Raw genomic sequence first — 21,738 nt, 5'->3', positions numbered from 1 at the left:
TGGCCTCGCGGCTGATGCGCTCGATCAGGCCCTTGCCGCCACGGGGGATGATGACGTCCACATAGTCGGGCATGGCGATGAGTTGGCCCACGGCGTCACGGTCGGTGGTCTCCACCAGCTTGACGCCGTCTTCGGGCAGGCCGGCCTCGGCCAGCGCCTGGGCCACCAGCCTGGCCAGGGCCTTGTTGGAGTCGATGGCCTCCGAGCCGCCACGCAAGATGCAGGCATTGCCGCTCTTGATCGAGAGGCTGGCGGCTTCGATGGTCACATTCGGGCGGCTTTCATAAATCATGCCGAACACGCCCAGAGGCACCCGCATCTGGCCCACGCGGATACCGCTGGGCATTTGCCTGAGGCCGCTGATCTCGCCGATCACATCGGGCATGGCTGCCAGTTGCTCGCAGCCTTGGGCGCAGGTCTCCAGCACCTTGGGCGTCAGTCGCAGCCTGTCGACCATGGGTGCCGACAGGCCATTGGCCACGGCACGCTCCAGATCGCGGGCATTGTCGATCTGCAGCGGCTCGACATTCTCGCGCAGCAGGCGGGCCAGGGCCTTGAGTGCTTTGTTTTTAGTAGCTGCAGACGCACGCGCCATCAGCGCAGAGGCAGCTTTTGCCTGCACGCCTAGGTTGTGCATGTATTCGACGGTATTGAGCGCGTTCATTCGGTGATTTTCGCCGAGATACGCAAGTTGCGCAGACAAGCCCGACCATGAGGGGGTTTATGGCCCTGTGCAGACCTACACTCGGCCTCTGAATCGCAAGGAGACTTATGAGCCACATCACCGCAACGCTGCAGGAACGCGACCACCAGCTCCAGCAACTGCGCATCGGATTCGAGCAACTCGCCCATTCGCAGATCAGCGCCAGCGCCCTCGGCCGGCAGGCACGCGCTGCGACCACCTTGCTTGAGGCACTGCCGCCGCGCTATGGCGAGGTGCTGCTCAATCTGCTGGACCGGCTCGAATCCAGCGCGCTGTTCACCGAGGAAAGCTGCTCCTTCAGCCAGAAGGATCTGCTGGACAATCTGCGCATGTGGGCCGACAAGGCGCAGGCCCAGCTCGCCGGCAATCCGGCCTGAGCCACGAAATCAGCGCCCGGCCTGGGCCAGTTGCATGGCCAGCTGTCGCAGGGCCTGCCAGCTGTCGCGGGGCCAGCCCTCGCAGGGCAGGCCTTTGACAATGCCGTCCACGGCATGGGCTGCCTGCAGCAACTCGGCCGCACGTGCATCGCTGACACGGGGCAGCAGTCGCTCCATCAGCCTTTCCTTGGGACCCCAGATGCGGTTTTCGCGCAGTGCCATGGGCAGAGGCTTGCCGCCCGCCATGGCGTCCTTGACGCGCTTGATATTGCGAATGTCCTCGGCCAGCGCCCAATGCACCAGCACCTCGGCCTCGCCTTCGGCCTGCAGGCCGTCCAGCATGCGCATGCTGCGCGCCACCTGACCCGACAGCACGGCCTCGGACAGTTTGAACACGTCATAGCGCGCCACATTGAGCACCGCCTGCTCCACCTGGGCCAGGCTCAGTTCGCCCTCGGGGTGCAGCAAGGCCAGCTTCTGGATCTCCTGGTGCGCGGCCAGCAGATTGCCTTCCACGCGGTCGGCAAAGAACTGCAGCGTGCGCTGCCCCTCTTCACCGGCTGCCACACGCTGGTTCTGCAGTGCCAAACGCTGGGCAATCCAGTGCGGCAGCGCACTGCGCTCCACCGGGTCGATCTGGATGGAAACCCCGTTGCCGTCCAGCGCCGCAAACCAGGCCCCGGTCCGGGTGGCCTTGTCCAGGCGCGGCAGACTGATCAGGGCCAGTGTGCTGTCGTTGCCCTGGGCGCTGCTGGCCAGCTGCTGCAGCGCGGCACTGCCGTCCTTGCCGGGTTTGCCGCTGGGGATGCGGATCTCGAGAATCTGCTTGTCCGCAAACAGGCTCAGACTGCCGCCGGCCGCCAATACGCCGCTCCAGTCAAAGTGCGCCCCCATGACGGTATAGCTGCTGCGCTCGGTATACCCCTGCGCACGCGCCGCAGCACGAATCGCGTCGGCCGCTTCCTGCTGCTGCAGCGGCTCGTCGCCATGCAGCACATAGAGCGAGCGCAAGCCCTTGGCCAGATGGGAGGAAAGCTGGTTCAGCGCAAGCTGCATGGATAGTTGTTTTCTATAAAAGGTATCTGAAACGCAACGGGATCAAGTCTCGGCCGCTATCGAATTCATCAAGCCAGCGCGGGCATCCCACAGACGTCACAGGCAGAGGGCCGGCAGCCCTGCGGGAGGAGCGCGCCCCCGCCGCAGGCGGCAGCAACTCCGCCGTGCAGCGACCCGGAGCAGGCTCACGACACCTGCAGGCTCTTGACTGCTGCCAGACGGCGAATGATCTGCTGCACGACATCGTTGCGCATGTCCTTGTTCAGCATTTCCTCTTCAGAGGCCTTGGACAAGGCATTGGTTTCGTTATAGGTCACGTTGCGGATCTGGCGAATCTCGACGGGCTCGATCAGCTCGTCGCCACCGGGGGTGCGCAGCGAGAAGCGCACGATCAGGCGCAGCTCGATTTCACGGACCTGACCGGCCACGTTGGAGCCGATGATCACGCGCTGGGCCTGCTCGCTGATGATCTGGCAGATCACTTCGGCGGTATCGGGCGCAGCCGGGTCCTTGATCACGGTCAACTTGTCGCTGGCCGACTCCAGACTGCGACGCAGCAGCACGCCCACGGGCGAACCACGTCCCGCCTGCACGTAGATGGAACCAAACACGAAATTCGGTGCACCCCGCAGGCGAAAGCCGCAGGCCCCCAGCAAAGGCGTCAAGGCCATGGCGGCCAGCAGCGTACGTTTTTGCATCAACGGTCCTCTAATCTTCAAGCCCTGTGCGAGCATCGCCTACTGCCCCGGAACTACCGGGCAAGGTCCGCCCGCAGCGGAGGTATGGCCCCTCTACCGCGCAGCGAGAGAGGGGGAAGGCGGAGCCGCCTGGGCGCACACAGCGCCTCAGGGGGTGACTCCCGTCACACGACAATATTCACCAGACGGCCCGGCACCACGATGATCTTCTTGGGCTCGCGGCCTTCGGCAAACTTCTGGTACTCCTCATTGGCCAGTGCTGCCGCCTCGATGGCCGCCTTGTCAGCGGTGGCGGACACCAGAATGGCACCGCGCAGCTTGCCGTTGACCTGCAGCACCAGCGAGATCTCGTCCTGCACCAGGGCCTTGGGATCGACCTGCGGCCAGGGGGCATCCAGCAGATCGCCCAGGTGGTTGGCATAGCCCAGCTCGCTCCACAGCACATGGGCCAGATGGGGCGTGGCGGGGTAGAGCACGCGCAGCAGAATGCCGAAGCCTTCGATCAGCGCCACCTGGGCGCCTGCGTCATCCAGGGCCTTGAAGTCCTCCAGCGCATTGATCATCTTCATCGCGCCGGAAACCACGGTGTTGTATTGCATGCGCGAGTAGTCGTACTCGACCTGCTTGAGCACGCTGTGGATTTCCAGGCGCAATGCCTTGGCCGCCTTGCCGAATTCCAGATCGTCCAGCGAGGTGGCACCGGCCACACCCTGCACGGCGCAAGCCATGTCCATGCCCGACAGCCTGGTGCCGAAGTTGTAGACGCGGCGCAGGAAGCGATAGCTGCCTTCCACGGCGGCGTCGTTCCACTCCAGCGTCAGCTCGGGCGGCGAGGTGAACATGGTGTACAGGCGCGCGGTGTCGGCGCCGTACTTCTCGATCAGGTCCTGAGGATCCACGCCGTTGTTCTTGGACTTGGACATGGTTCCCACGCCCTCATAGTCGATGGCAGTACCCACGGGCAGCAGGCCGTCGGCGCTGTCCACCTCGACCCTGAGCTTGGCGCCGATGATCTTGCCGGAGTCGTCGAACACATGTTCCACATCCTTGGGCCAGAAGTATTCCTTGGCGCCCTTGGCCGTGCGGCGGCTGTAGATATGGTTGAGCACCATGCCCTGGGTCAGCAGCTTGGTGAAGGGCTCGTCGATCTTGACCAGGCCCAGGTCACGCATGACCTTGGTCCAGAAGCGCGCGTACAGCAGGTGCAGGATGGCATGTTCCACACCGCCGATGTACTGGTCCATGGGCATCCAGTAGTCGGCGCCCCCGGCCACCATCTGCTCGCCGTTCTTGGCGTCGCAATAGCGCATGAAGTACCAGGACGAATCCACAAAGGTGTCCATGGTGTCGGTTTCACGACGTGCGGGCTTGCCGCAGCAGGGGCAGACCACGCCGGCGTGGAAGGCCTCGGACTTGACCAGCGGATTGCCGGAGCCGTCGGGCACCAGATCCTGGGGCAGGACCACGGGCAAGTCTTTTTCGGGCACGGGCTGAGGACCGCAGTCGGCGCAATGAATGATGGGGATGGGGGTGCCCCAGTAGCGCTGGCGGCTGATCCCCCAGTCGCGCAGGCGCCAGGTGGTCTTGAGCTCGCCCAGACCCTTGTCGCCCAGAATCTTGGCCACGGCCTGGACCGCGTCCTTGTGGTTCAGGCCGTCAAGGTCGCCGGAGTTGACCAGAACGCCGCGCTCCTTGTCGCCATACCAGTCGCTCCACTGCTTGTCGTCATAAGCGGCCTGGCCTTCCACGGACACCACCTGCTTGATGGGCAGGCCGTACTTGTTGGCAAAGGCAAAGTCGCGCTCGTCGTGGGCCGGAACGCCCATCACGGCACCGTCGCCATAGCTCATCAGCACATAGTTGCCGATCCACACCTCGACCTGTGCGCCGGTGATGGGGTGGGTGACGAACAAGCCCGTGGGCCTGCCTTCCTTTTCCTTGACGGCCAGTTCGGCTTCGGTCGTGCCGCCCTTTTTGCACTCCTCGATGAAGGCAGCCAGTTCGGGTTTGTCGGCAGCAGCATGCTGTGCCAGAGGGTGCTCAGGTGCCACGGCGCAGAAGGTCACGCCCATGATGGTGTCGGCACGCGTGGTGAAGACATACATCTTGCCGTCCTGGATCAGCTGGCCGTCAGTCCCCTTGATGTCATGGGTGAACGCAAAGCGCACGCCGGCAGACTTGCCGATCCAGTTCTCCTGCATCAGGCGCACCTTGTCGGGCCAGCCGTTCAGAGTGGCCTTCTCGTTGCCGACCTGCACATGGTCCAGCAGTTCCTGAGCGTAGTTGGTGATGCCCAGGTAGTAGCCGGGAATCTCGCGCTTTTCCACCAGCGCGCCGGTACGCCAGCCGCGGCCGTCGATGACCTGCTCGTTGGCCAGCACGGTCTGATCCACCGGGTCCCAGTTCACCACCTGGGTCTTGCGGTAGGCAATGCCTTTTTCCAGCATCTTGAGGAACAGCCACTGGTTCCACTTGTAGTACTCGGGGTCGCAGGTGGCGACCTCGCGGCTCCAGTCGATGGCCAGGCCCATGGCCTGCATCTGCTTCTTCATGTACGCGATGTTCTCGTACGTCCACTTGGCAGGCGGCACCTTGTTCTTCAGCGCAGCGTTCTCGGCAGGCAGGCCGAAGGCGTCCCAGCCCATGGGCATGAGGACGTTGTAGCCCTTCATGCGCAGCTGGCGCGTGAGCATGTCGTTGATGGTGTAGTTGCGCACATGGCCCATGTGCAGCTTGCCGCTGGGGTAGGGCAGCATGGAGCAGGCGTAATACTTGGGCTTGCTGCCGTCTTCGGTGACGCGGTAGGCGTCCTTGGCTTGCCAGTGGTCTTGCGCGGCGCGCTCGACCTCGATGTGGTTGAATTTTTCTTGCATGGTGCAGTGCAGTGGCCGCCAGCCCCACTTGGGACCCGGCAAGGTAGAAATCTGAAATCAGCAGGGATTTTAGGCTGCCCGACCGCTTGCGCCGTTTTAGCCCCGCATGACCGCAGAACCCGCTGCGCCATCCCTGCGGCCTTCCTGCACACCACGCTGGGAAATACGGCTTTGCGTAAGCTAGTGGTTGTTCACACATTGCTGAACTTTTTGCACGCCTGCCGGTCTGACCGGCCTGTTTCCGTGCCCGACGCCATCGCCTGCCTTCTGCCCGAAGTTGCCAGACTTGCGCTCCTGCCCCGGTCCATTCTTCTGAGGAGCTGCTCTTGCTTTCCCGCTGGTCTTTTGTTTCTGACTGGAATCCCGCCATGCAAATGCTGGCCTCGCTCTGCGTCCTGGCCCTGACCGCTCTTGTGGCCGGCTGGCTGACCCAGTGGCTGGGGCTCAAGGTCTTTCGCCGTATGCGCGACACCCTCAGGACCGGCTGGGCCCAGATCCTCATGCACGACAAGGTGCTGCGCCGCCTGGCCAAGGTCGTTCCCTCGCTGATCGTGCAGTTCGGCGTCCAGGGCGTGCCGCATCTGGAGCCGCGCTGGACCACGCTGATCACCAATGTGGCGGTGGCCTTCACGCTCTACCACCTGGCGCGCGTGCTTTGCGACCTGCTCAATGCCACGAACGAGGCCCATGAACGCGACGAGGCACGCAAGGCCGCCATCCAGACCCATTCCATCAAGAGCTATGTGCAGTTGGGCAAGCTGCTGGTCTGCAGCTTTGCCGTGGTGCTCATCGTGGCCACACTGATGGACCGCTCGCCACTGCTGCTGCTCTCCGGCCTGGGCGCCATGTCGGCCGTGCTGATGCTGGTCTTCAAGGACACCATCCTCTCCTTTGTCGCCGGCGTTCAGCTCGGCAGCAACGACATGCTGCGCGTGGGCGACTGGATAGAGATGCCCCAGGTAGGCGCCGACGGCTTTGTGACCGACATCGCGCTCAATACCGTCAAGGTGCAGAACTGGGACAAGACCATCACCACCATTCCCACCTGGCGGCTGATGACGGACAGCTTCAAGAACTGGCGCGGCATGTTCGACTCGGGTGGACGCCGCATCATGCGCTCGCTGAACCTGGACGCCAACACCGTGCATCTGCTCTCTCCCGAGGAACGCGCAGGCATGGGCCATATCGCGCTGCTGCAGCCCTACTGGAGCGAGCGCGACGGCCTGCAGGCCATGCCGGGCGCAGCCGAGGCCGCCATGCCAACCCAGGCCATCGCCGCCCACCAGGTCACGAATCTGGCCGCCTTCAAGGCCTATGCCTACGCCTATCTGATGGGCCATCCGCGCATTGGCAAAGGCCCGGGCATGTTCCTCATGGTGCGCACCATGGAGACATCGCCCACGGGGCTGCCGCTGCAGCTGTTCTGCTACACCAACACCACCATCTGGGTGGAGTACGAAGGCATACAGGGCGAAATCTTCGACCATCTGATCGGCGTGCTGCCGCAGTTCGGGCTGACGCTGTACCAGCGCTCGTCGGACTACGGCACCCACTATCCGCCCGCCCGTCCCGATGTAGTAGCCCGTTAATACCCGCCGCGTGCCCTGACTGCCCACAATGGCCTGACCCAACCACAAGGAGACAGACCATGGCAGGCAAGAAGATTTTGATGATTTGCGGCGATTACTGCGAGGACTATGAAACCATGGTCCCGTTCCAGGCCCTGCTGGCCGTGGGCCATACGGTGCACGCCGTCTGCCCCGACAAAAAGGCCGGCGACCAGATCAAGACCGCCATCCACGACTTCGAAGGCGCACAGACCTATAGCGAAAAGCCCGGCCACAACTTCACGCTCAACGCCACGTTTGCCGATGTGAAGCCCGAGCAGTACGACGCCCTGGTCATCCCCGGCGGCCGCGGCCCCGAGTATCTGCGGGGCTATGAAAGCGTGCGCGCCGCCGTACGTCACTTCTTCGACACCGACAAGCCCGTGGCCGCCGTCTGCCACGGCGCGCAGTTGCTCGCCGGTGCCGGCGTGCTCAAGGGCCGCACCTGCTCGGCCTATCCCGCCTGCCGCGCCGAAGTGGAACTGGCCGGAGGCAGCTATGCCGACATTCCCGTCGACCAGGCCCATACCGAAGGTAATCTGGTCAGCGCCCCGGCCTGGCCCGCCCATCCGGCCTGGATCGCCCAGTTTCTCGCGCTCCTGGGCACAAAGATTTCGCACTGAAATGGGCCTCCGGCGCTTTACCGAAACGCGCAGCAAGCCATCCATTCAAGAGTTCTGCTATTGACGCCGAACGCTCCGGGCCACACCATGGCCCGGTTTTGTTCTGGAGAGTCGCATCATGTGCCAGGTCTTTATCAGCGCCGATCCGCAGCTCTGGGCCCACCGGGCCCGCTCCATCCGGCTGCATGGTGTTGCCACCAGCATCCGGCTTGAAAACCTGTTCTGGCAGGTGCTCGAAGAGATTGCCGCACGTGACGGCTATACCGTGCCCCAGCTCTGCACCCGGCTCTACGACGAGCTGCTGGCCGAACGGGGTGCGGTGGACAACTTCAGCTCTTTTCTGCGAGTCTGCAGCACCCGCTATCTGGCGTTGCAGTTGGCGGGGGAGATTCCGCAGGACATGGGAATACCGATTCGTTCGCTGGGCAATGCCTCGCCCCCCCAGTCCGCCAGTGCCCAACTGACACACTGAATTCAGCGCAGGTACACCGCCTCGAGTCGCAGCAGCACACGCCCCTCGGCATCGCTGAGCACCAGTTTCTGCCCCTGAATGGCGTAGCTGCTGACCTGAGCCAGGGTTGCGACCAGAAGTTGCTCCCTTCGCATGCCCTGCACACAGGCCATGCGGGTACCGCCCACGGCCGAAAAACGCAGCCAGCGCCCGTCCAGGCTGTAGTTGCCGCGCAGGCGGTTGCAGCCGCCTGCGCCATGAAATCGGCCGCTGCCGGTCTCCAGTACCAGATGGGGCTCGGGCTGGTTGTCGTAGGCGCTGACATGCGGGCCGTCGCCCAGCTGCACCAGCTTCCAGTAGGTATCGAGCAGCGGTGCCGGCACGGCTGCCATGGCGTCGCCCTCGGTCGCTGCGGGCCCTGCATCCGCAGCTGCCAGGCTCCCCGACAGCAAAAGTGCACTCAATGCAGGGACAAGAAAGGTACGCCGGTTCGGGAAAGCGGTCATCACAAACACCTTTGCAGCCTTCAACGGATACAGGAAAAGGCGCTTGCAGCTCATTGTTCAGCAGTCTCGGACGCTTGCGCAAGCACCTGTTCACCGTGCACAAAGCTACAGGCCACCGCATTCGTACAGCGCCAGATGGCCTGCCCCGCCAGCGGCCCGCGCCGCATCAGCAACTTGCGCAGCGGCCATTCGCATTGCGGGCAGGCCGGAACGGCATCGCCCCGTCCGGGCCACACCGGCTCTGCAGCCTCAGGCGCAGCGTCAGCCAAGCTGACAGGAGCTGCCACGGCTGGCGGTGCGGACTGTACCTGTGCCGACAGATCCCTATCGACTGCGGCCGAAGGCGGTGCCGACATGACGGGCTCCGGCGGACTATCCACGCCCTCGGGAGCGGGCGGCTCGACCCGCTGGGCAGCGGCCTCCGCCGCCGGCTCCAGCCTGGGTTTGCGTGCCTTGCTGGCCGCCTGCAGCTGGCGGACATGCGCCACATGCCGCCTGTCGGTGGCACGACCGGGCTGCAGCCGCACTTCTTCGAGCTTGTCCAGCAGCGCCTGCATGTGTTCGGGGCTCCACACAGGCTGGACAACACTCTGGATATGGCCGACAAATCCCAGGCCGCGCGTGACCTGAGGCGGCATCTCGGTCTTGAACTCGCAGCCGCCCACGAAGACGATCACCGAGTGCAGATGCTCGGGCGCAATATCCAGCAGAGACTGCAGGGTCTTGAGGTGCTTGTAGTTCTGGCGCAGCGGGTTCTGGAAGCGGCTGCGTTTCCTGAACATCTGCTGCGTCCATTCGCGCTGTTTTTCCGTGCCGAAAATCCAGCCCTGGTAGTTCTTGGTCTCCAGCACAAACAGGCCGTAGGGGGAAAAGATCAGGTGATCGATCTGCGTGCTGCCACGGTCCGGGGTGGGCAAGGTGACGTTGTGCACATCGACATAGATCATCGGATTGAGATGCCGGCGAATCGCCGCCTGCACGGCCCGCTCGCCACGCCAGCCCTTGAAGCGCGGCGAGCGCAGCACGCCCGCCAGCACCGCGAATGCCAGCGCAAGCCCCAGATAGACAAAGAGGCCCTGAAAGGCCGCTGCAAAAATCCGATCCATCACGACTCTCACGCAACGCAATCGCCAAAACCGGCGCGCCCCAAGACCAGGACAGCGCGCAGGACCCAGGCGCCCCGCCGCCGCGCAGCGAGGCTGCATCCACCCGCCCATAGCGCGCAGCGAGAAGCGAAGGGCGCCCGGTCAGGGGAAAAGCGCGCAGCGCTTCAGGGCAATCTCTAGTTCAACGCCATGCTGAGCTTGCGGCGATAGCTGTTGACCAGGGCCGTGGCCTCGTCCTGCTCGGCACTGTTCTTGCCCAGCAGCTCGATGCCGCCGCTGGTCTTGCCGGGCACGGCATCCTGCTTCTTGGGCTTGGGCGGGGTCAGCAGCTCCAGCACGGCGACGATGAGCTTGCGCGCTGCCTGGTCGTTCCAGGTCTTGTCGCGCATGATGATTTCCAGCAGTTCATCCATGGCACCGGTCCACTGGCTGTGGGCCAGCAGGGCACGGGCGCGACCAAAGCGCGCGTCGAAGTCGCGCTTGTTGGCTGCGATGGCGGCGTCGTACTTGGCCAGGTCGGCATTGTCGTCCTGCACGGCGAACTCCAGCGCCTTGAGCCACTGGTTCAGCGCTTCGAAGCGCAGCGGCTGGGGAATGCGCTTGACGGGCTCGGCCAGCAGGGCCGCCGCTTCCTCGAAGCTGCCGGTGGCGATCAGCAGACGCACATAGTCAAAGCGCGCATCGTCGTTGGCCGGATCGGCCGCCAGCGCATCGGCCAGCTTCTGCAGCGCGGCCTGAGTGTCGCCGGACTCCAGCAGGGCCTGGGCTTCGTCGGCATCGGCCTCGGCCGCCAGCTCGCCTTCGGAGGGCAGGTGCTTGTCCAGAAACTCGCGCAGCTTGCCTTCAGGCTGGGCCCCCATGAAACCGTCCACGGGCTTGCCCCCGATCATGAGCACGCAGGTCGGGATAGAGCGGATGCCGAACATGCTGGCCAGCTGCTGCTCCTGATCGGAATCGATCTTCACCAGCTTGAAGCGGCCTTCGTAGGCGACTTCCAGCTTTTCGAGCACCGGGCCCAGCGTCTTGCAGGGGCCGCACCAGGGTGCCCAGAAGTCCACCAGCACGGGCACGGCCATGGAGGCGGCTACGACTTCGGCTTCAAAATTCTCGAGGGTGACGTCAATCATGTGATTCCCATTGCTGCTTGTGCGCTGCCACCCGGGCAGCGGCGCTGAAAGTCTGCGAACCGGCCACTCCAGCAGAGTGTCCACCGCGCGATGCTGCGATTCTCCACGCAAATGCGCGCCGGCACGCCATAGACCGGAACGGACCGGGTCTTTGCTACTCAGATGAGAGCAGCTTGCGCATGTTTCAAGGTCGATTCGAGGTGGTTTATGGAGAAAACCAATGGAATGCATGCGCAAACAGCTACGGTTTCAAGAGTAACCGCACCGCAGCCGCCCTCGCCCCTGGGCTATATTGCTTGCGAACCAAGGAGCGCAGACTTGATCGAAGTTTCACAACTGGTGTTTGAATATCCGGGCCACCGCGCCCTCGACGGCGTGAGCCTGTCCATCGCGGCGGGCAGCGTGACGGCACTCGTCGGGCCCAACGGCGCCGGCAAGTCCACGCTGATGCGCTGCATCGCCGGACTGGAGCAGCCGCTGTCGGGCCAGGTGCGCGTCAGGGGCCTGTCGGTCGAGGAGCAGCCGCGCGAGGTACATCGCCACCTGGGCTATCTCTCGGATTTCTACGGCCTGTACGACCGGCTCAGCGTGATGCGCTGCCTGCAGTACTCGGCCCTGTCCATGGGCGTGGCGCCCGACGGGGTGGAGGCCCGCGTGCAGCAGGTGGCCCAGCAACTGGGCCTGACGCAGCTGCTGCACCGCCACCCGACCGAACTCTCGCGCGGCCAGCGCCAGCGCGTGGCGATCGGCCAGGCCATCGTCCACCAGCCCAGCGTGCTGCTGCTCGACGAGCCGGCCAGCGGCCTCGACCCCGATGCGCGCAGCAGCCTCTCGACGCTGTTTCGCCAGCTGCAGGCCCAGGGCATGACGCTGATCGTCTCCAGCCACATCCTCAGCGAGCTGGACGAGTACTGCACCCACATCCTGAGCATCCGCGACGGCCGCATCGAAAGCCACGAGGCGCTGCAGAACGCCCATGGCGAGGGCCAGCCCGCCGTCGCCGGCCAGCAGCCCCAGCTCTATGCGCTGGAAGTGGCCATGGAGCCAGGCGAAGGGCTGGAGACCCGCCTGCGTCAGGCCTTGCTGAACACTTCGGTGCAGGACTTCGACACCACGGGCCGCCGACCGATCCAGCTATGGCTGCCAGCTTCCGCCGGCGCACGCGCCCAATGGCTGGCCCAGCTGGTGCAGGCCGGCATTCCTGTCGCCGCGCTGTACCCGGTGCGCGAGCGGCTTCAGGACCGCTATGCCCGCACGGCCCAGGCCCGCGATACCGAAAGTCAGGAGCCAGCATGAGCCAACGCAATCCCGAATTCCAGCGTCAGCTGTGGCTGAACTGGCGCCCCTCGCTGCTGGCCTGGAGCCTGGGCCTGAGCCTGCTCATCCTGACCCTGCCCTTTGCCCTGTCCTCGGCCAAAAGCCTGCCCGGCACGCTGAGCATGACCGCCATGGCCGGCCTGTACCTGGCCGCCATCGTCTACGGCAGCGTGCTGGCCGGGCGCAGCCTGTCCGAGGAAGCCAGCCAGAACACCTGGGACTGGCAACGCCTGTCCGTGCTCACCCCCTGGCAGATGGCCTGGGGCAAGCTGCTCGGGGCCACCTTGCCAGCCTGGCTGTATGTGCTGTGGTTCGCGCTGGCCGTGGCCGGAGTGACCCACTTCTGGGCGCTGGAGGCCCTGAAGCTGCAGCACACGATTGGTCTGGCCGTGCTCTGGGGCCTGGGTCTGCAGACCTGGGCCATGAACTCCGTGCTCATGAGCTGGGGTCTGAGGGACCGGCCGATCAACCGCCGGCGCGCGGCCCTGCTGCCTCTGCTGATCCTGTTTTTCGCGCCCGGCCCCTTCATCGACCATGTCTACAAAGGCATGATGGACAGCGACGCCGCACCGGTGTTCTGGTGGGGCCTGGACGTCGGCGGACTGGGCCTGGCCTATCTGGCCGGCGCGCTGATACTGGGCCTGGGGCTGCTGGGCCTGTGGCGCCAGCTCTGCACCCGGCTCGATGTGCACACCCTGCCCTGGGCCTGGCCTCTGGGCCTGGCGCTGACGGGATTTTTCGCGGCCGGCACGATCAATCTAGGCATTGCCGCATTCTTCAGCAGTACCGCCTGGATCGCGCTGATCGGCACTGCCTATGTCGCCCTGCAGCACATGGACCAGCATCTGCGCGCCTGGCGCCAGGTGCAATGGTCGGTCAGCCGCCGGCGCTGGCGTGAGGCACTGGAGGCGCTGCCGCTGTGGCCGGTCAGCCTGCTGCTGGGCTTTGCCACGGCCTTGCTGCTGCTGTTCGCCCCCCAAAGCCTGGAAGCAGCCATCCGCGGCGAACTCAACCGCTTCACTCTCTATCTGTGCCTGCATCTGCTGCGCGACTGCCTGCTGCTGACCGGCTTCGCCCTGCTGGCGGGCAAGCTCAAGTCTCCCCTGGCCTCGTTTGTCGTCGCCTGGCTGATCCTCAACATCGCCGCTCCGCTGCTAGCCTATGGCGCAGGCGGCCATAGGGGCGCCATGCTGGTCCAGCCGGTCGTGGCCATGTGGATGGCTCCTTCGGATGCGGCAACACAGGCCGGCTCCTGGCTGAGCTATCTGCCCTGGGCCTCTCTGAGCCTGCAGACCCTGGCTGCGCTGGCCTGGGTCGTCCATGTCTTCAGGGACCGCGTGCTGGGCTTTGCACGCGACAACGCGGCCGCCCGCATCCGGGGGTCATAGATGCTTTGACCGGGTGGCTTTGCCCCACAGCTGCCCGGCAATGCAGCGAAAACGTAAAATCAGGGGTTCCACTAGGCCGGGCGGCAGCGCCCTGAAGAACATGAACCCCATCCAAGTTGGCGTAGTCATGGGTTCCAGCAGCGACTGGGACACCATGCAACACGCAGTTGCCATCCTCCAGCAATTCGGTATCGCTTTTGAAGCCCAGGTCGTATCGGCCCACCGCATGCCGGACGACATGTTCCGCTTTGCCGAAGCCGCAGCCGACCGTGGCCTCAAGGCCATCATCGCCGGTGCCGGCGGTGCTGCCCACCTGCCCGGCATGATTGCCGCCAAGACCACCGTGCCAGTGCTCGGCGTGCCCGTTGCCAGCCGCCACCTGCAAGGCGTGGACTCGCTTCACTCCATCGTGCAGATGCCCAAGGGCGTGCCCGTGGCCACCTTTGCCATCGGCAATGCCGGTGCGGCCAATGCGGCCCTGTTTGCCGTGGCCCTGCTGGCCAACGAAGACGCCGAGCTGCGCCAAAAGCTCGATGCCTTCCGCGCCGAGCAGACCGAAGCGGCCCGCAACATGACCCTGCCGGTGAACGCATGAGCGCCCGCGACACGCAAGTAATACTGCCGGGGGCGACCCTCGGCGTGCTGGGCGGCGGCCAGCTGGGCCGCATGTTTGCCCATGCCGCACAGGCCATGGGCTATTTCACCGCCGTGCTGGACAAGGACGAGACCAGCCCCGCCGGTCTGGTCAGCCACCAGCATGTGCGCACCGGCTACGAAGACGCCAAGGGCCTGGCCGAGCTGGCCGGACTCTGCGCGGCCGTGACCACTGAATTCGAAAACGTGCCCGCCGGCTCGCTGAACAAGCTGGCCGAGAGCCTGCCCGTATCGCCCGCCGGCTCGGCCGTGGCGATCGCCCAGGATCGCGCCGCCGAAAAAGCCCACTTCGTGAAGTGCGGCGTGCCCTGCGCCCCCTATGCCGTGATCGAGACGGCCGAGCAGCTGGCGGCCGTCAACGACGCGCTGCTGCCCGGCATCCTCAAGACCGCGCGCATGGGCTATGACGGCAAGGGTCAGATCCGCGTCAAGACCCGCGACGAGCTGATCAAGGCCTGGGACGCGCTCAAGCAAGTGGCCTGCGTGCTCGAAAAAATGCTGCCGCTGGCGCATGAGTGCTCGGTCATCGTGGCCCGCGGCCGCAATGGCGACATCGTCAACCTGCCCGTGCAGCGCAATCTGCACCGCGACGGCATTCTGGCCGTGACCGAGGTCTACGAAGGCAACGTGCCCGCAGCGCAGGCAGAGCAAGCGGTAGCCGCTGCGAAATCCGTAGCCATCGGCCTCGACTACGTCGGCGTGCTCTGCGTGGAATTCTTTGTGCTGGACAACGGCCAGCTGGTGGTCAACGAGATCGCCCCGCGCCCGCACAACAGCGGCCACTACAGCCAGAACGCGATGGATGTGTCGCAGTTCGAGCTGCAAGTGCGCTGCATGACCAATCTGCCCCTGGTGCAGCCGCGCCAGCACAGCGCCACCGTCATGCTCAACCTGCTGGGCGACCTGTGGTTCAAGGACGGCGAAACCGCCAAGGCTCCGGCCTGGGATCAGATCCTGGCCCTGCCAGGCGCCCACCTGCATCTGTACGGCAAGGTCGATGCCAAGCCAGCCCGCAAGATGGGCCACTTGAACATCACCGCGGCCAGTCCCGAAAAAGCGCGTGAAACCGCTTTGAAGGCGGCCGAGATCCTGGGCATTGAAGCGTTCTGATAACACCCCCTGAGCGGCTTTGCCCAGGCGGCCCGCCGCTTCCCCCTAGCTGGGCGCCCCTCTCTCGCTACGCGGGAGGGGGACGACGCCCTGAGCGTAAGGGGCGGCCCTTGCTCGGCGTCATTCGCTGATGCTCTGCAAGCGCAAAAGCACCGCACATACGGCGGCGCAGTGCATGAAAGAGGAATTGAAATGATCTTGGATGGAACGCTGGAAGCCTCGGTGCAGGCCGCTGCGCTCGCCCTGCAGCAAGGCCGGCTGCTGGGCCTGCCCACCGAGACGGTCTACGGCCTGGCCGCAGACAGCGACAACGACGCCGCCGTGGCGCAGATCTTTGCCGCCAAGGGGCGCCCGGCCAACCATCCGCTGATCGTGCATGTGGCCGACGCCGCCGCCATCACGCGCTACGCCAGGGAAGTCCCGGTCTTTGCCCAGCAGCTGATCGATGCGTTCTGGCCCGGCCCGCTGACCCTGATCCTGCCGCGCCTGCCGCATGCCGCCAGGGCATCGACCGGGGGCCAGGACAGCGTGGGCCTGCGCTGCCCGTCCCACCCCGTGGCCCATGCGGTGCTGCAGGCCTGCCAGCAGCTCGATCCGCCGGTCTGGGGCGTCTCGGCCCCCAGCGCCAACAAGTTCGGTCGCGTCAGCCCCACCACGGCCGAGCATGTGGCCACCGAGTTTGGCGAAGAACTGCTGGTGCTCGATGGCGGCGCCTGCGAAGTGGGCATTGAATCGACCATCGTCGACTGCACGCGGGGCGTGCCCGTGCTGCTGCGCCCCGGCGCCATCACCCGTGACGATATCGAGCGTGCCTGCGGCCTGCGACCGCTCTCGAAAGAAGAGCTGACTGCGGATACCCCACGTGCATCGGGAACGCTTTTGGCGCACTACGCGCCCAACGCCAAGGTGCGGCTCATGGATGCCGGGCAGCTGCAATCGGCACTGGACATCCTGGGCAAGGATGGCAGGAATATTGCCATCTATCACCGCAGCCCCCTCAATGTCGCCACCGCCCAGTTGCTGCTGCGCCGCATGTCCGGCGAGCCGCGCGACGTGGCCCGCGAGCTGTTCGGCATGCTGCGCAATTTCGACGACTGGGGCGCCAAGCTGATCTGGATCGAGACCCCGCCCGACACCGCCGACTGGGAAGGCGTGCGCGACCGTCTGCAGCGTGCGGCGGCTGCGGGCTGAGCGGCCTCTTAGCTGATTTTCAAGTAAAGATACAAATTTTTATTCGTTTTCTTTATTAAACGCCTTCTCTAACCTTGCTTGCTTCCACAGCAACTTCAAAGGTTAGAACCATGGGAACCCGTCGCGACGCGCTTGGCAAGCTTCTGTCCATCAGTGCTGCATCCCTGGGCTTGGCGGCTTGCTCGCGCTCCGACAACCAGGCCGGCAGCGAAACGCCCCGCACGGCACACAATGGCAAGGTCGTTCCCTTCAACTACCCCGACAACCCCTCTTTCGACCTGATCTATCTGGCCGACAGACTGGGCTACTTCGACGGAACCTCCACCCGCCCCAATTACGTGGGCAAGATTGCCGCCCCCCAGATCATTCCGCTGGTCGGCACGGGCGACATCCATTTCGGCTCGCGCATGGTGCCGCTGGTGATTTCGGCCATCGCGGCAGGGGCCGACGTGAAGGTGATTGCCGCCGGCAGCAAGACGCTGCAGGAGGCACCCCATATGAAGTACTTCGTGCGCAAGGACTCGGGCATTCGCACGCCCAGGGATCTGGAAGGCAAGACCATCGGCTTCAACAGCTTCGGCGCCTGCGCCGAGTTTGTCTCCAAGACCTATTTCCGCGAGCACGGCGCCGATGTCAGCAAGATCAACTTCCTGGTCGTTCCGGACAACCAGGGCGAGCAGGCCGTGATCGGCCGCAATGTGGATCTGGCCATCATCCACCCGCCCCATTCCGGCGGTGCCGAGGCCAACCCCGAGCTGCAGCGCCTGTGGACCGACTACGACCTGGACCGCGGCCTGGGCGGCATGGCGCCGTACAGCGTCAACGGCAGGTTTGCGCGCGAGAACCCGCAGGCCGTGCGCGACGTGGTCACCGCCATCGCCAAGGCCGGCAACTGGGTCAACGCCCACACCGACGAAGCGCGCCGCTACACGGCCGAGCGTCTCGGCATGGAGCTCAAGCATGTGGAGCGCTATGCCTATGTGGACGACCAGATCATCACCGAGCCGCCCATCCAGTACTACATCGACGTGCTGGAGCGTGAAGGCAAGCTGCAGCCGGGCAAGGTGGCGGTCAAGGATGTGTACACCAACGAGTTCAACCCCTTTGCCCAGGGAGCGGCGACATGAGCACGGCTCTGGACGACTCCGGCTCCGCCATCAAGATCCGGGCACGCGATGTGCGCATGGATTTCGCCATTGCCGACGAGCGCGGCCGCAAGCAGCAGATCGCCGCCCTGCAGGACTTCAATCTCGATATCCGTGAAGGCGAGTTCTTCACCCTCCTCGGCCCTTCAGGCTGCGGCAAGTCCACGTTTCTCAATGTGCTCGCCGGGCTGGCGCGCAAGACCGGCGGCAGCATCAGCATCGACGGCCAGCCGGCCAGCGGCATCAACCGCGAGCAGGGCGTGGTGTTCCAGGGCTATGCGCTGTTTCCTTGGCGCACCGTGCTGGAGAACATCGAGGTCGGGCTGGAGATCCGCAAGATTCCCAAACGCGAGCGCCGGGAGACTGCCGAGCAGTTTCTGCACCTGGTGGGGCTCAGCGGCTTCGGCCAGCGCTACCCGCACGAACTCTCGGGCGGCATGCGTCAGCGTGTGGCCATCGCCCGCTCCCTGGCCTATTCGCCCAGCCTGCTGCTGATGGACGAACCGTTTGCCGCCCTGGATGCCCAGACACGCGAAATCCTGCAGTCCGAGCTGCTGCGCATCTGGGAGCAGCACAAGACCACCATCGTCTTCATCACCCACAGCCTCGACGAAGCCATCTATCTGTCGGATCGCATCGCCGTCATGACGCACCGACCCGGTCGCATCAAATCCGTTCTGGACATAGCGCTGCCGCGTCCGCGCCCCGCCGAGATACGCCACGCCCCGGCCTTTGTGCAGCTGCGTGAACAGGCCTGGGAGGTGCTGCGCGACGAAGTCGCCTTTGCCAGCGGCCACCGCCAGCAACCGCTGGCACCGCTGCTGCCCACCGCCCCTGATTTCAGTCTGGCCTTGCGAGGATTTGCCATATGAGCCCACTGGCCGCATCCCCATCCCGGCGTCCTGCCCAGCCGGCATCGCTGCGTTCCTCCCGGCAACTCGGGCTCCGATGGCTGGAACGCTCGGCCTGCGTGCTGCTGTTCTTTGCCATCTGGGAATTCCTGCCGCGCGCAGGGCTGGTCAACTCGGCCTTTCTCAGCCCGCCATCCGCCGTGCTGGCGACCATCGTCCAGCTGGCGCAGACCGGCCAGCTCGGCAAGCATGTGGCGGCCAGCCTGCAACGCTCGCTGGCAGGGCTGATTCTGGCCGTCGTGGCAGGCGTGGCGCTGGGCCTGCTGATGGGCGTGGTGCGCCGTTTCGAAGCCTTTGTCGATCCCTTGCTGCAGCTGTTCCGCCAGGTCTCGGCCCTGGCGCTGTTTCCGGTCTTTCTGCTGTTCTTCGGCATCGGCGAGGCGTCCAAGATCGCCATCATCTTCTGGGCGGCCTTCTGGCCGGTGCTGCTCAACACCATCAGCGGCGTCAAGCAGGTGGACAAGCTGCTGATCCATTCGGCGCTGTCCATGGGTGCCTCGCGCAGCTTCATCTTCTTCAAGGTCATCCTGCCGGCGGCCGCTCCGTCCATCTTCACCGGCGTCCGGCTGGCGGGAGCCTATTCGATCACCGCACTGGTCGCTGCCGAAATGATCGGCTCGCATGCCGGCCTGGGCTTTCTGACGCTGAACTCGCAGGAGATCTTCCAGATTCCCAGCATGTACGCAGGCATCGTGCTGCTGGCCGTGCTGGGCCTGGCGCTCAACTATGCACTGGCCCTGCTCGAAAGGCGTCTGACGCGCTGGCGCAGCGGACTGGAATTTCATGAGTAGCGCCACTGCATCCTGGAGACGCCTGGCCCTGGCCTGCACCGCACTCGCGGCCGCAGCCGCAGGGGCCGGCGTTCTGTGGCCGGCACTGCCGGGGCTCGGGGGCGTGGAGGCAGCCGGCCCGGTGCTGCAGCAGGCCCGGCTCAATGGCGTGCTCCATGTGGCCCTGCGCAGCTATGCACGCCCATCCCTGCCCGGCCACCCCTTGCCGCCAGAGTCCGATGTCTACGACCGTGCGCTGGCAGACTGGCTGGGCAGGGAACTGGGCACTCGCGTCAGCATCACCCCCGAAAGCGATGCCGACCTGGTGCTTGAAGGCATGTCGTCACTGGACGGGCCGTCCGAACCTGATCGGCAGACCGGCGGCAGCTACATGCCGCAGACCCTGCAGCTGCTGGTACTCAAGCAGCAGGCCTCCCGCTGGAGCCGCCATGCCCCCGGGCACTGGGCCTCCTGGCTGCCGCATGTGGCGCAGAAGAACGCTCCTCAGCCCACGGCCTGCGTCGCCAGGGGACAGGCCTCTGCGCGCACATTGCAGGCCCAGGGCCTGCACCCTCTGTTCGCCCCCTCCAGCATTCACGCGGTCAGCGATTTCCTGGCTGGAAGGTGCCATGTTCTGGCCGAGTCGCCCGAGGTCATCGCACGCCTGCTGCAACAGGACAGCTGGCGCTTCTATGCGCCTCTTGGCAGCCGCTTTCGCATATCGGATCAAGCCCATATCCGCCTGAGCCGGGCCGACGCGCAGTCGGCACGCTGGCTGCGGAACGCCGTCCAGCGGTGGCAGCGCAGCGGTCTGCAGCAACGCGCACAGGACAACCGCGTCAGCACGATTGCCCTGGAAGCTACGTTGCTGGAAGACGGAGCCATCTGCCACTGAACGTCCGCCTCCTTTCTGCTCACCATCTTCCTCACCATGTTCTCCAGTCACTTCAACGATGTCCTTGGCGCCCTGGAAAAAACCGCCGTCGCGCGCGACCGCCAGGGCGGCCATGCCGCTGCAGAAAAAGCCATGCTGCGCGATGCCGGCCTGCTGCGCCTGGCGATTCCGCGCGAGCATGGTGGCGACGCGCTGGGCTGGCCCGACATCTACCGCCATGTCCGTGCCCTGGCGACCGTCGACAGCGCACTGGCACATGTGCTGGCGTTTCACCAGCTACAGATCGCCACCGTGCTGATCTATGGCTCGCGCCAGCAGCAGCGACTCTGGCTGCGCCGTACCATCGATGAGAACGGCTGGTGGGGCAATGCACTGAACCCTCGCGACACGCGTCTGCAGGCCCTGCCCCAACGCTCGGAGCTGGCCGGCGGCTATGTGCTCGACGGCCTGAAAGGCTTTTGCTCGGGCACCCGCGGATCTCACTACCTGACGGTGTCGGCCTGCGTGGCCGGGCACGCGCAGCCCGTTCTGGGCCTGCTTGAAACCGCCTCGCCGGGCATTGCCGTCAAGGATGACTGGAACCCCATGGGCCAGCGCCAGACCGATAGCGGCTCGGTGCAGTTCAATCGCGTACAGCTTCCCGCCAGCGCCGTCATGCGCGACGAGCACGCCGATGTCACGGCTTTTCATACCCTGCGCAACTGCCTGGCGCAGCTGGTGCTGGTCAATCTTTTTGTCGGCGTGGCCCAGGGAGCGCGCCGCCAGGCACGCGACTATGTGCGAGAACACGGCCGGCCCTGGCTGGGGTCGTCCGTGGAGCGAGCCACCGACGACCCCTACCTGCTGCGCCGCATGGGCGAAATGCAGGCCCAGATTTCAGGAGCGGCCCTGATGGCCGATCACGCGGCAGAGCGCCTGCAAAAAGCCTGGGAACGCGGCCCGTCACTGAGCGCTGCGGAACGCGCCGAGGTGGCCATTGCCGTCTTCGAAGCCAAGGTCATGGCGCATCGCTGCACCCTGTTCGCGACCCAGGAAATGTTCGATGTGGTCGGATCGCGCGGCACCCATGCCGACCTCGGCTTCGACCGCTTCTGGCGCAATGTGCGTACCCATACACTGCACGACCCGCTGGACTACAAGCTCCAGGCCCTGGGCCGCTGGGCCGTGCATGGCGAAGCGCCCTCGGCGCAACACTACAACTGAAGGAGATGACAAAAAAATCCGGGACCC

General features: G+C 65.1%; 21 protein-coding genes. 14 read left to right on the top strand and 7 right to left on the bottom strand.

Features of this window, described 5'->3' with window-relative positions; all coding sequences use genetic code 11:
• Positions 1-664, bottom strand: a 664-nt coding sequence (locus E2583_RS17145; RefSeq protein WP_291597423.1) for an aldehyde dehydrogenase family protein, incomplete at its 3' end; no start/stop codon positions are given.
• A gap of 107 nt (positions 665-771) precedes the next feature.
• On the opposite strand from E2583_RS17145, the gene E2583_RS17140 reads away from it, so the two are divergent.
• Positions 772-1,080, top strand: a complete 309-nt coding sequence (locus tag E2583_RS17140) for a hypothetical protein (protein WP_291597422.1) — start codon at positions 772-774, stop codon at positions 1,078-1,080.
• A gap of 9 nt (positions 1,081-1,089) precedes the next feature.
• Here E2583_RS17140 and holA read toward each other — a convergent pair whose 3' ends face one another.
• The 3 genes from holA to leuS form a co-directional block, all read right to left on the bottom strand.
• Positions 1,090-2,136, bottom strand: a complete 1,047-nt coding sequence (gene holA, locus E2583_RS17135; protein ID WP_291597421.1) for a DNA polymerase III subunit delta — start codon at positions 2,134-2,136, stop codon at positions 1,090-1,092.
• 185 nt (positions 2,137-2,321) lie between these two features.
• On the bottom strand, positions 2,322-2,834 hold the full coding sequence (gene lptE / locus E2583_RS17130) for an LPS assembly lipoprotein LptE (protein ID WP_291597420.1): 513 nt from the start codon (positions 2,832-2,834) through the stop codon (positions 2,322-2,324).
• A 164-nt stretch (positions 2,835-2,998) separates the two neighbouring features.
• A complete protein-coding gene (gene leuS, locus E2583_RS17125) occupies positions 2,999-5,707 on the bottom strand; it encodes a leucine--tRNA ligase (RefSeq protein WP_291597419.1) in 2,709 nt (902 codons plus the stop codon).
• Between the two features lie 368 nt (positions 5,708-6,075).
• On the opposite strand from leuS, the gene E2583_RS17120 reads away from it, so the two are divergent.
• The 3 genes from E2583_RS17120 (at position 6,076) to E2583_RS17110 (ending at position 8,409) form a co-directional block, all read left to right on the top strand.
• A complete protein-coding gene (locus tag E2583_RS17120) occupies positions 6,076-7,296 on the top strand; it encodes a mechanosensitive ion channel family protein (RefSeq protein WP_043375704.1) in 1,221 nt (406 codons plus the stop codon).
• A 59-nt stretch (positions 7,297-7,355) separates the two neighbouring features.
• Positions 7,356-7,937, top strand: coding sequence for a DJ-1/PfpI family protein (locus tag E2583_RS17115; RefSeq protein ID WP_291597418.1), 582 nt, complete (start codon positions 7,356-7,358; stop codon positions 7,935-7,937).
• Between the two features lie 118 nt (positions 7,938-8,055).
• Positions 8,056-8,409: a ribbon-helix-helix domain-containing protein gene (locus E2583_RS17110; protein ID WP_291597417.1), complete on the top strand. Its 354-nt coding sequence runs from the start codon at positions 8,056-8,058 to the stop codon at positions 8,407-8,409.
• Positions 8,410-8,411: 2 nt separating this feature from the next.
• Here the strand turns inward: E2583_RS17110 and E2583_RS17105 are convergent, their stop codons facing one another.
• The 3 genes from E2583_RS17105 to trxA all read right to left on the bottom strand — a co-directional run bounded on the left by E2583_RS17105 (position 8,412) and on the right by trxA (position 11,127).
• Positions 8,412-8,894, bottom strand: coding sequence for an META domain-containing protein (locus tag E2583_RS17105; protein ID WP_291597416.1), 483 nt, complete (start codon positions 8,892-8,894; stop codon positions 8,412-8,414).
• 50 nt (positions 8,895-8,944) lie between these two features.
• Positions 8,945-10,000: an NERD domain-containing protein gene (locus E2583_RS17100; RefSeq protein WP_291597415.1), complete on the bottom strand. Its 1,056-nt coding sequence runs from the start codon at positions 9,998-10,000 to the stop codon at positions 8,945-8,947.
• 176 nt (positions 10,001-10,176) lie between these two features.
• The gene (gene trxA, locus E2583_RS17095; RefSeq protein WP_291597414.1) at positions 10,177-11,127 is read right to left on the bottom strand and encodes a thioredoxin; all 951 of its coding nucleotides are present in this window, start codon (positions 11,125-11,127) and stop codon (positions 10,177-10,179) included.
• A 318-nt stretch (positions 11,128-11,445) separates the two neighbouring features.
• Here trxA and E2583_RS17090 point away from each other — a divergent pair, with 318 nt between their 5' ends.
• The 10 genes from E2583_RS17090 to E2583_RS17045 all read left to right on the top strand — a co-directional run bounded on the left by E2583_RS17090 (position 11,446) and on the right by E2583_RS17045 (position 21,711).
• On the top strand, positions 11,446-12,423 hold the full coding sequence (locus tag E2583_RS17090) for an ABC transporter ATP-binding protein (protein WP_291597413.1): 978 nt from the start codon (positions 11,446-11,448) through the stop codon (positions 12,421-12,423).
• A complete protein-coding gene (locus E2583_RS17085) occupies positions 12,420-13,832 on the top strand; it encodes a hypothetical protein (protein WP_291597412.1) in 1,413 nt (470 codons plus the stop codon). Before E2583_RS17090 ends, E2583_RS17085 begins: the two co-directional genes overlap by 4 nt.
• A 100-nt stretch (positions 13,833-13,932) precedes the next feature.
• The gene (gene purE, locus E2583_RS17080; RefSeq protein WP_291597411.1) at positions 13,933-14,427 is read left to right on the top strand and encodes a 5-(carboxyamino)imidazole ribonucleotide mutase; all 495 of its coding nucleotides are present in this window, start codon (positions 13,933-13,935) and stop codon (positions 14,425-14,427) included.
• Positions 14,424-15,596 (top strand): 5-(carboxyamino)imidazole ribonucleotide synthase, encoded by a 1,173-nt coding sequence (locus E2583_RS17075; RefSeq protein ID WP_291597410.1) that lies wholly within the window; start codon positions 14,424-14,426, stop codon positions 15,594-15,596. Before purE ends, E2583_RS17075 begins: the two co-directional genes overlap by 4 nt.
• Positions 15,597-15,788: 192 nt before the next feature.
• Positions 15,789-16,787 carry an L-threonylcarbamoyladenylate synthase gene (locus E2583_RS17070; protein WP_291597409.1) on the top strand — a complete coding sequence of 333 codons (999 nt, stop codon included), beginning with the start codon at positions 15,789-15,791 and terminating at the stop codon, positions 16,785-16,787.
• Between the two features lie 110 nt (positions 16,788-16,897).
• Complete coding sequence (locus E2583_RS17065) at positions 16,898-17,914, top strand: ABC transporter substrate-binding protein (protein ID WP_291597408.1); 1,017 nt, start codon at positions 16,898-16,900, stop codon at positions 17,912-17,914.
• A complete protein-coding gene (locus E2583_RS17060; protein ID WP_291597407.1) occupies positions 17,911-18,804 on the top strand; it encodes an ABC transporter ATP-binding protein in 894 nt (297 codons plus the stop codon). Before E2583_RS17065 ends, E2583_RS17060 begins: the two co-directional genes overlap by 4 nt.
• Positions 18,801-19,634 (top strand): ABC transporter permease, encoded by an 834-nt coding sequence (locus E2583_RS17055; RefSeq protein ID WP_291597406.1) that lies wholly within the window; start codon positions 18,801-18,803, stop codon positions 19,632-19,634. The genes E2583_RS17060 and E2583_RS17055 overlap by 4 nt, the downstream gene beginning before the upstream one ends.
• The gene (locus tag E2583_RS17050; protein WP_291597405.1) at positions 19,627-20,508 is read left to right on the top strand and encodes a hypothetical protein; all 882 of its coding nucleotides are present in this window, start codon (positions 19,627-19,629) and stop codon (positions 20,506-20,508) included. The genes E2583_RS17055 and E2583_RS17050 overlap by 8 nt, the downstream gene beginning before the upstream one ends.
• A gap of 36 nt (positions 20,509-20,544) precedes the next feature.
• Complete coding sequence (locus E2583_RS17045; protein WP_291597404.1) at positions 20,545-21,711, top strand: acyl-CoA dehydrogenase family protein; 1,167 nt, start codon at positions 20,545-20,547, stop codon at positions 21,709-21,711.
• Positions 21,712-21,738 lie beyond the last annotated feature (27 nt).

It is taken from the genome of Comamonas sp. (genome assembly GCF_009360615.1).
In the GTDB taxonomy this organism is placed as follows: domain Bacteria; phylum Pseudomonadota; class Gammaproteobacteria; order Burkholderiales; family Burkholderiaceae_C; genus Comamonas.
Note: the sequence above shows the minus strand (reverse complement) of the source record. Positions and strands in the feature narration are given on the sequence as shown.

What these genes read in the sequence shown, in the direction of transcription:
- E2583_RS17075 (WP_291597410.1), top strand. Translation starts at nt 14,424, where the DNA reads ATGAGCGCCCGCGACACGCAAGTAATACTGCCGGGGGCGACCCTCGGC.
- E2583_RS17045 (WP_291597404.1), top strand. Translation starts at nt 20,545, where the DNA reads ATGTTCTCCAGTCACTTCAACGATGTCCTTGGCGCCCTGGAAAAAACC.
- leuS (WP_291597419.1), bottom strand. Translation starts at nt 5,707, where the DNA reads ATGCAAGAAAAATTCAACCACATCGAGGTCGAGCGCGCCGCGCAAGAC.
- E2583_RS17140 (WP_291597422.1), top strand. Translation starts at nt 772, where the DNA reads ATGAGCCACATCACCGCAACGCTGCAGGAACGCGACCACCAGCTCCAG.
- E2583_RS17060 (WP_291597407.1), top strand. Translation starts at nt 17,911, where the DNA reads ATGAGCACGGCTCTGGACGACTCCGGCTCCGCCATCAAGATCCGGGCA.
- E2583_RS17050 (WP_291597405.1), top strand. Translation starts at nt 19,627, where the DNA reads ATGAGTAGCGCCACTGCATCCTGGAGACGCCTGGCCCTGGCCTGCACC.
- E2583_RS17065 (WP_291597408.1), top strand. Translation starts at nt 16,898, where the DNA reads ATGGGAACCCGTCGCGACGCGCTTGGCAAGCTTCTGTCCATCAGTGCT.
- E2583_RS17110 (WP_291597417.1), top strand. Translation starts at nt 8,056, where the DNA reads ATGTGCCAGGTCTTTATCAGCGCCGATCCGCAGCTCTGGGCCCACCGG.
- lptE (WP_291597420.1), bottom strand. Translation starts at nt 2,834, where the DNA reads ATGCAAAAACGTACGCTGCTGGCCGCCATGGCCTTGACGCCTTTGCTG.
- E2583_RS17115 (WP_291597418.1), top strand. Translation starts at nt 7,356, where the DNA reads ATGGCAGGCAAGAAGATTTTGATGATTTGCGGCGATTACTGCGAGGAC.
- holA (WP_291597421.1), bottom strand. Translation starts at nt 2,136, where the DNA reads ATGCAGCTTGCGCTGAACCAGCTTTCCTCCCATCTGGCCAAGGGCTTG.
- E2583_RS17070 (WP_291597409.1), top strand. Translation starts at nt 15,789, where the DNA reads ATGATCTTGGATGGAACGCTGGAAGCCTCGGTGCAGGCCGCTGCGCTC.
- E2583_RS17120 (WP_043375704.1), top strand. Translation starts at nt 6,076, where the DNA reads ATGCAAATGCTGGCCTCGCTCTGCGTCCTGGCCCTGACCGCTCTTGTG.
- E2583_RS17100 (WP_291597415.1), bottom strand. Translation starts at nt 10,000, where the DNA reads ATGGATCGGATTTTTGCAGCGGCCTTTCAGGGCCTCTTTGTCTATCTG.
- E2583_RS17055 (WP_291597406.1), top strand. Translation starts at nt 18,801, where the DNA reads ATGAGCCCACTGGCCGCATCCCCATCCCGGCGTCCTGCCCAGCCGGCA.
- purE (WP_291597411.1), top strand. Translation starts at nt 13,933, where the DNA reads ATGAACCCCATCCAAGTTGGCGTAGTCATGGGTTCCAGCAGCGACTGG.
- E2583_RS17105 (WP_291597416.1), bottom strand. Translation starts at nt 8,894, where the DNA reads ATGACCGCTTTCCCGAACCGGCGTACCTTTCTTGTCCCTGCATTGAGT.
- E2583_RS17085 (WP_291597412.1), top strand. Translation starts at nt 12,420, where the DNA reads ATGAGCCAACGCAATCCCGAATTCCAGCGTCAGCTGTGGCTGAACTGG.
- trxA (WP_291597414.1), bottom strand. Translation starts at nt 11,127, where the DNA reads ATGATTGACGTCACCCTCGAGAATTTTGAAGCCGAAGTCGTAGCCGCC.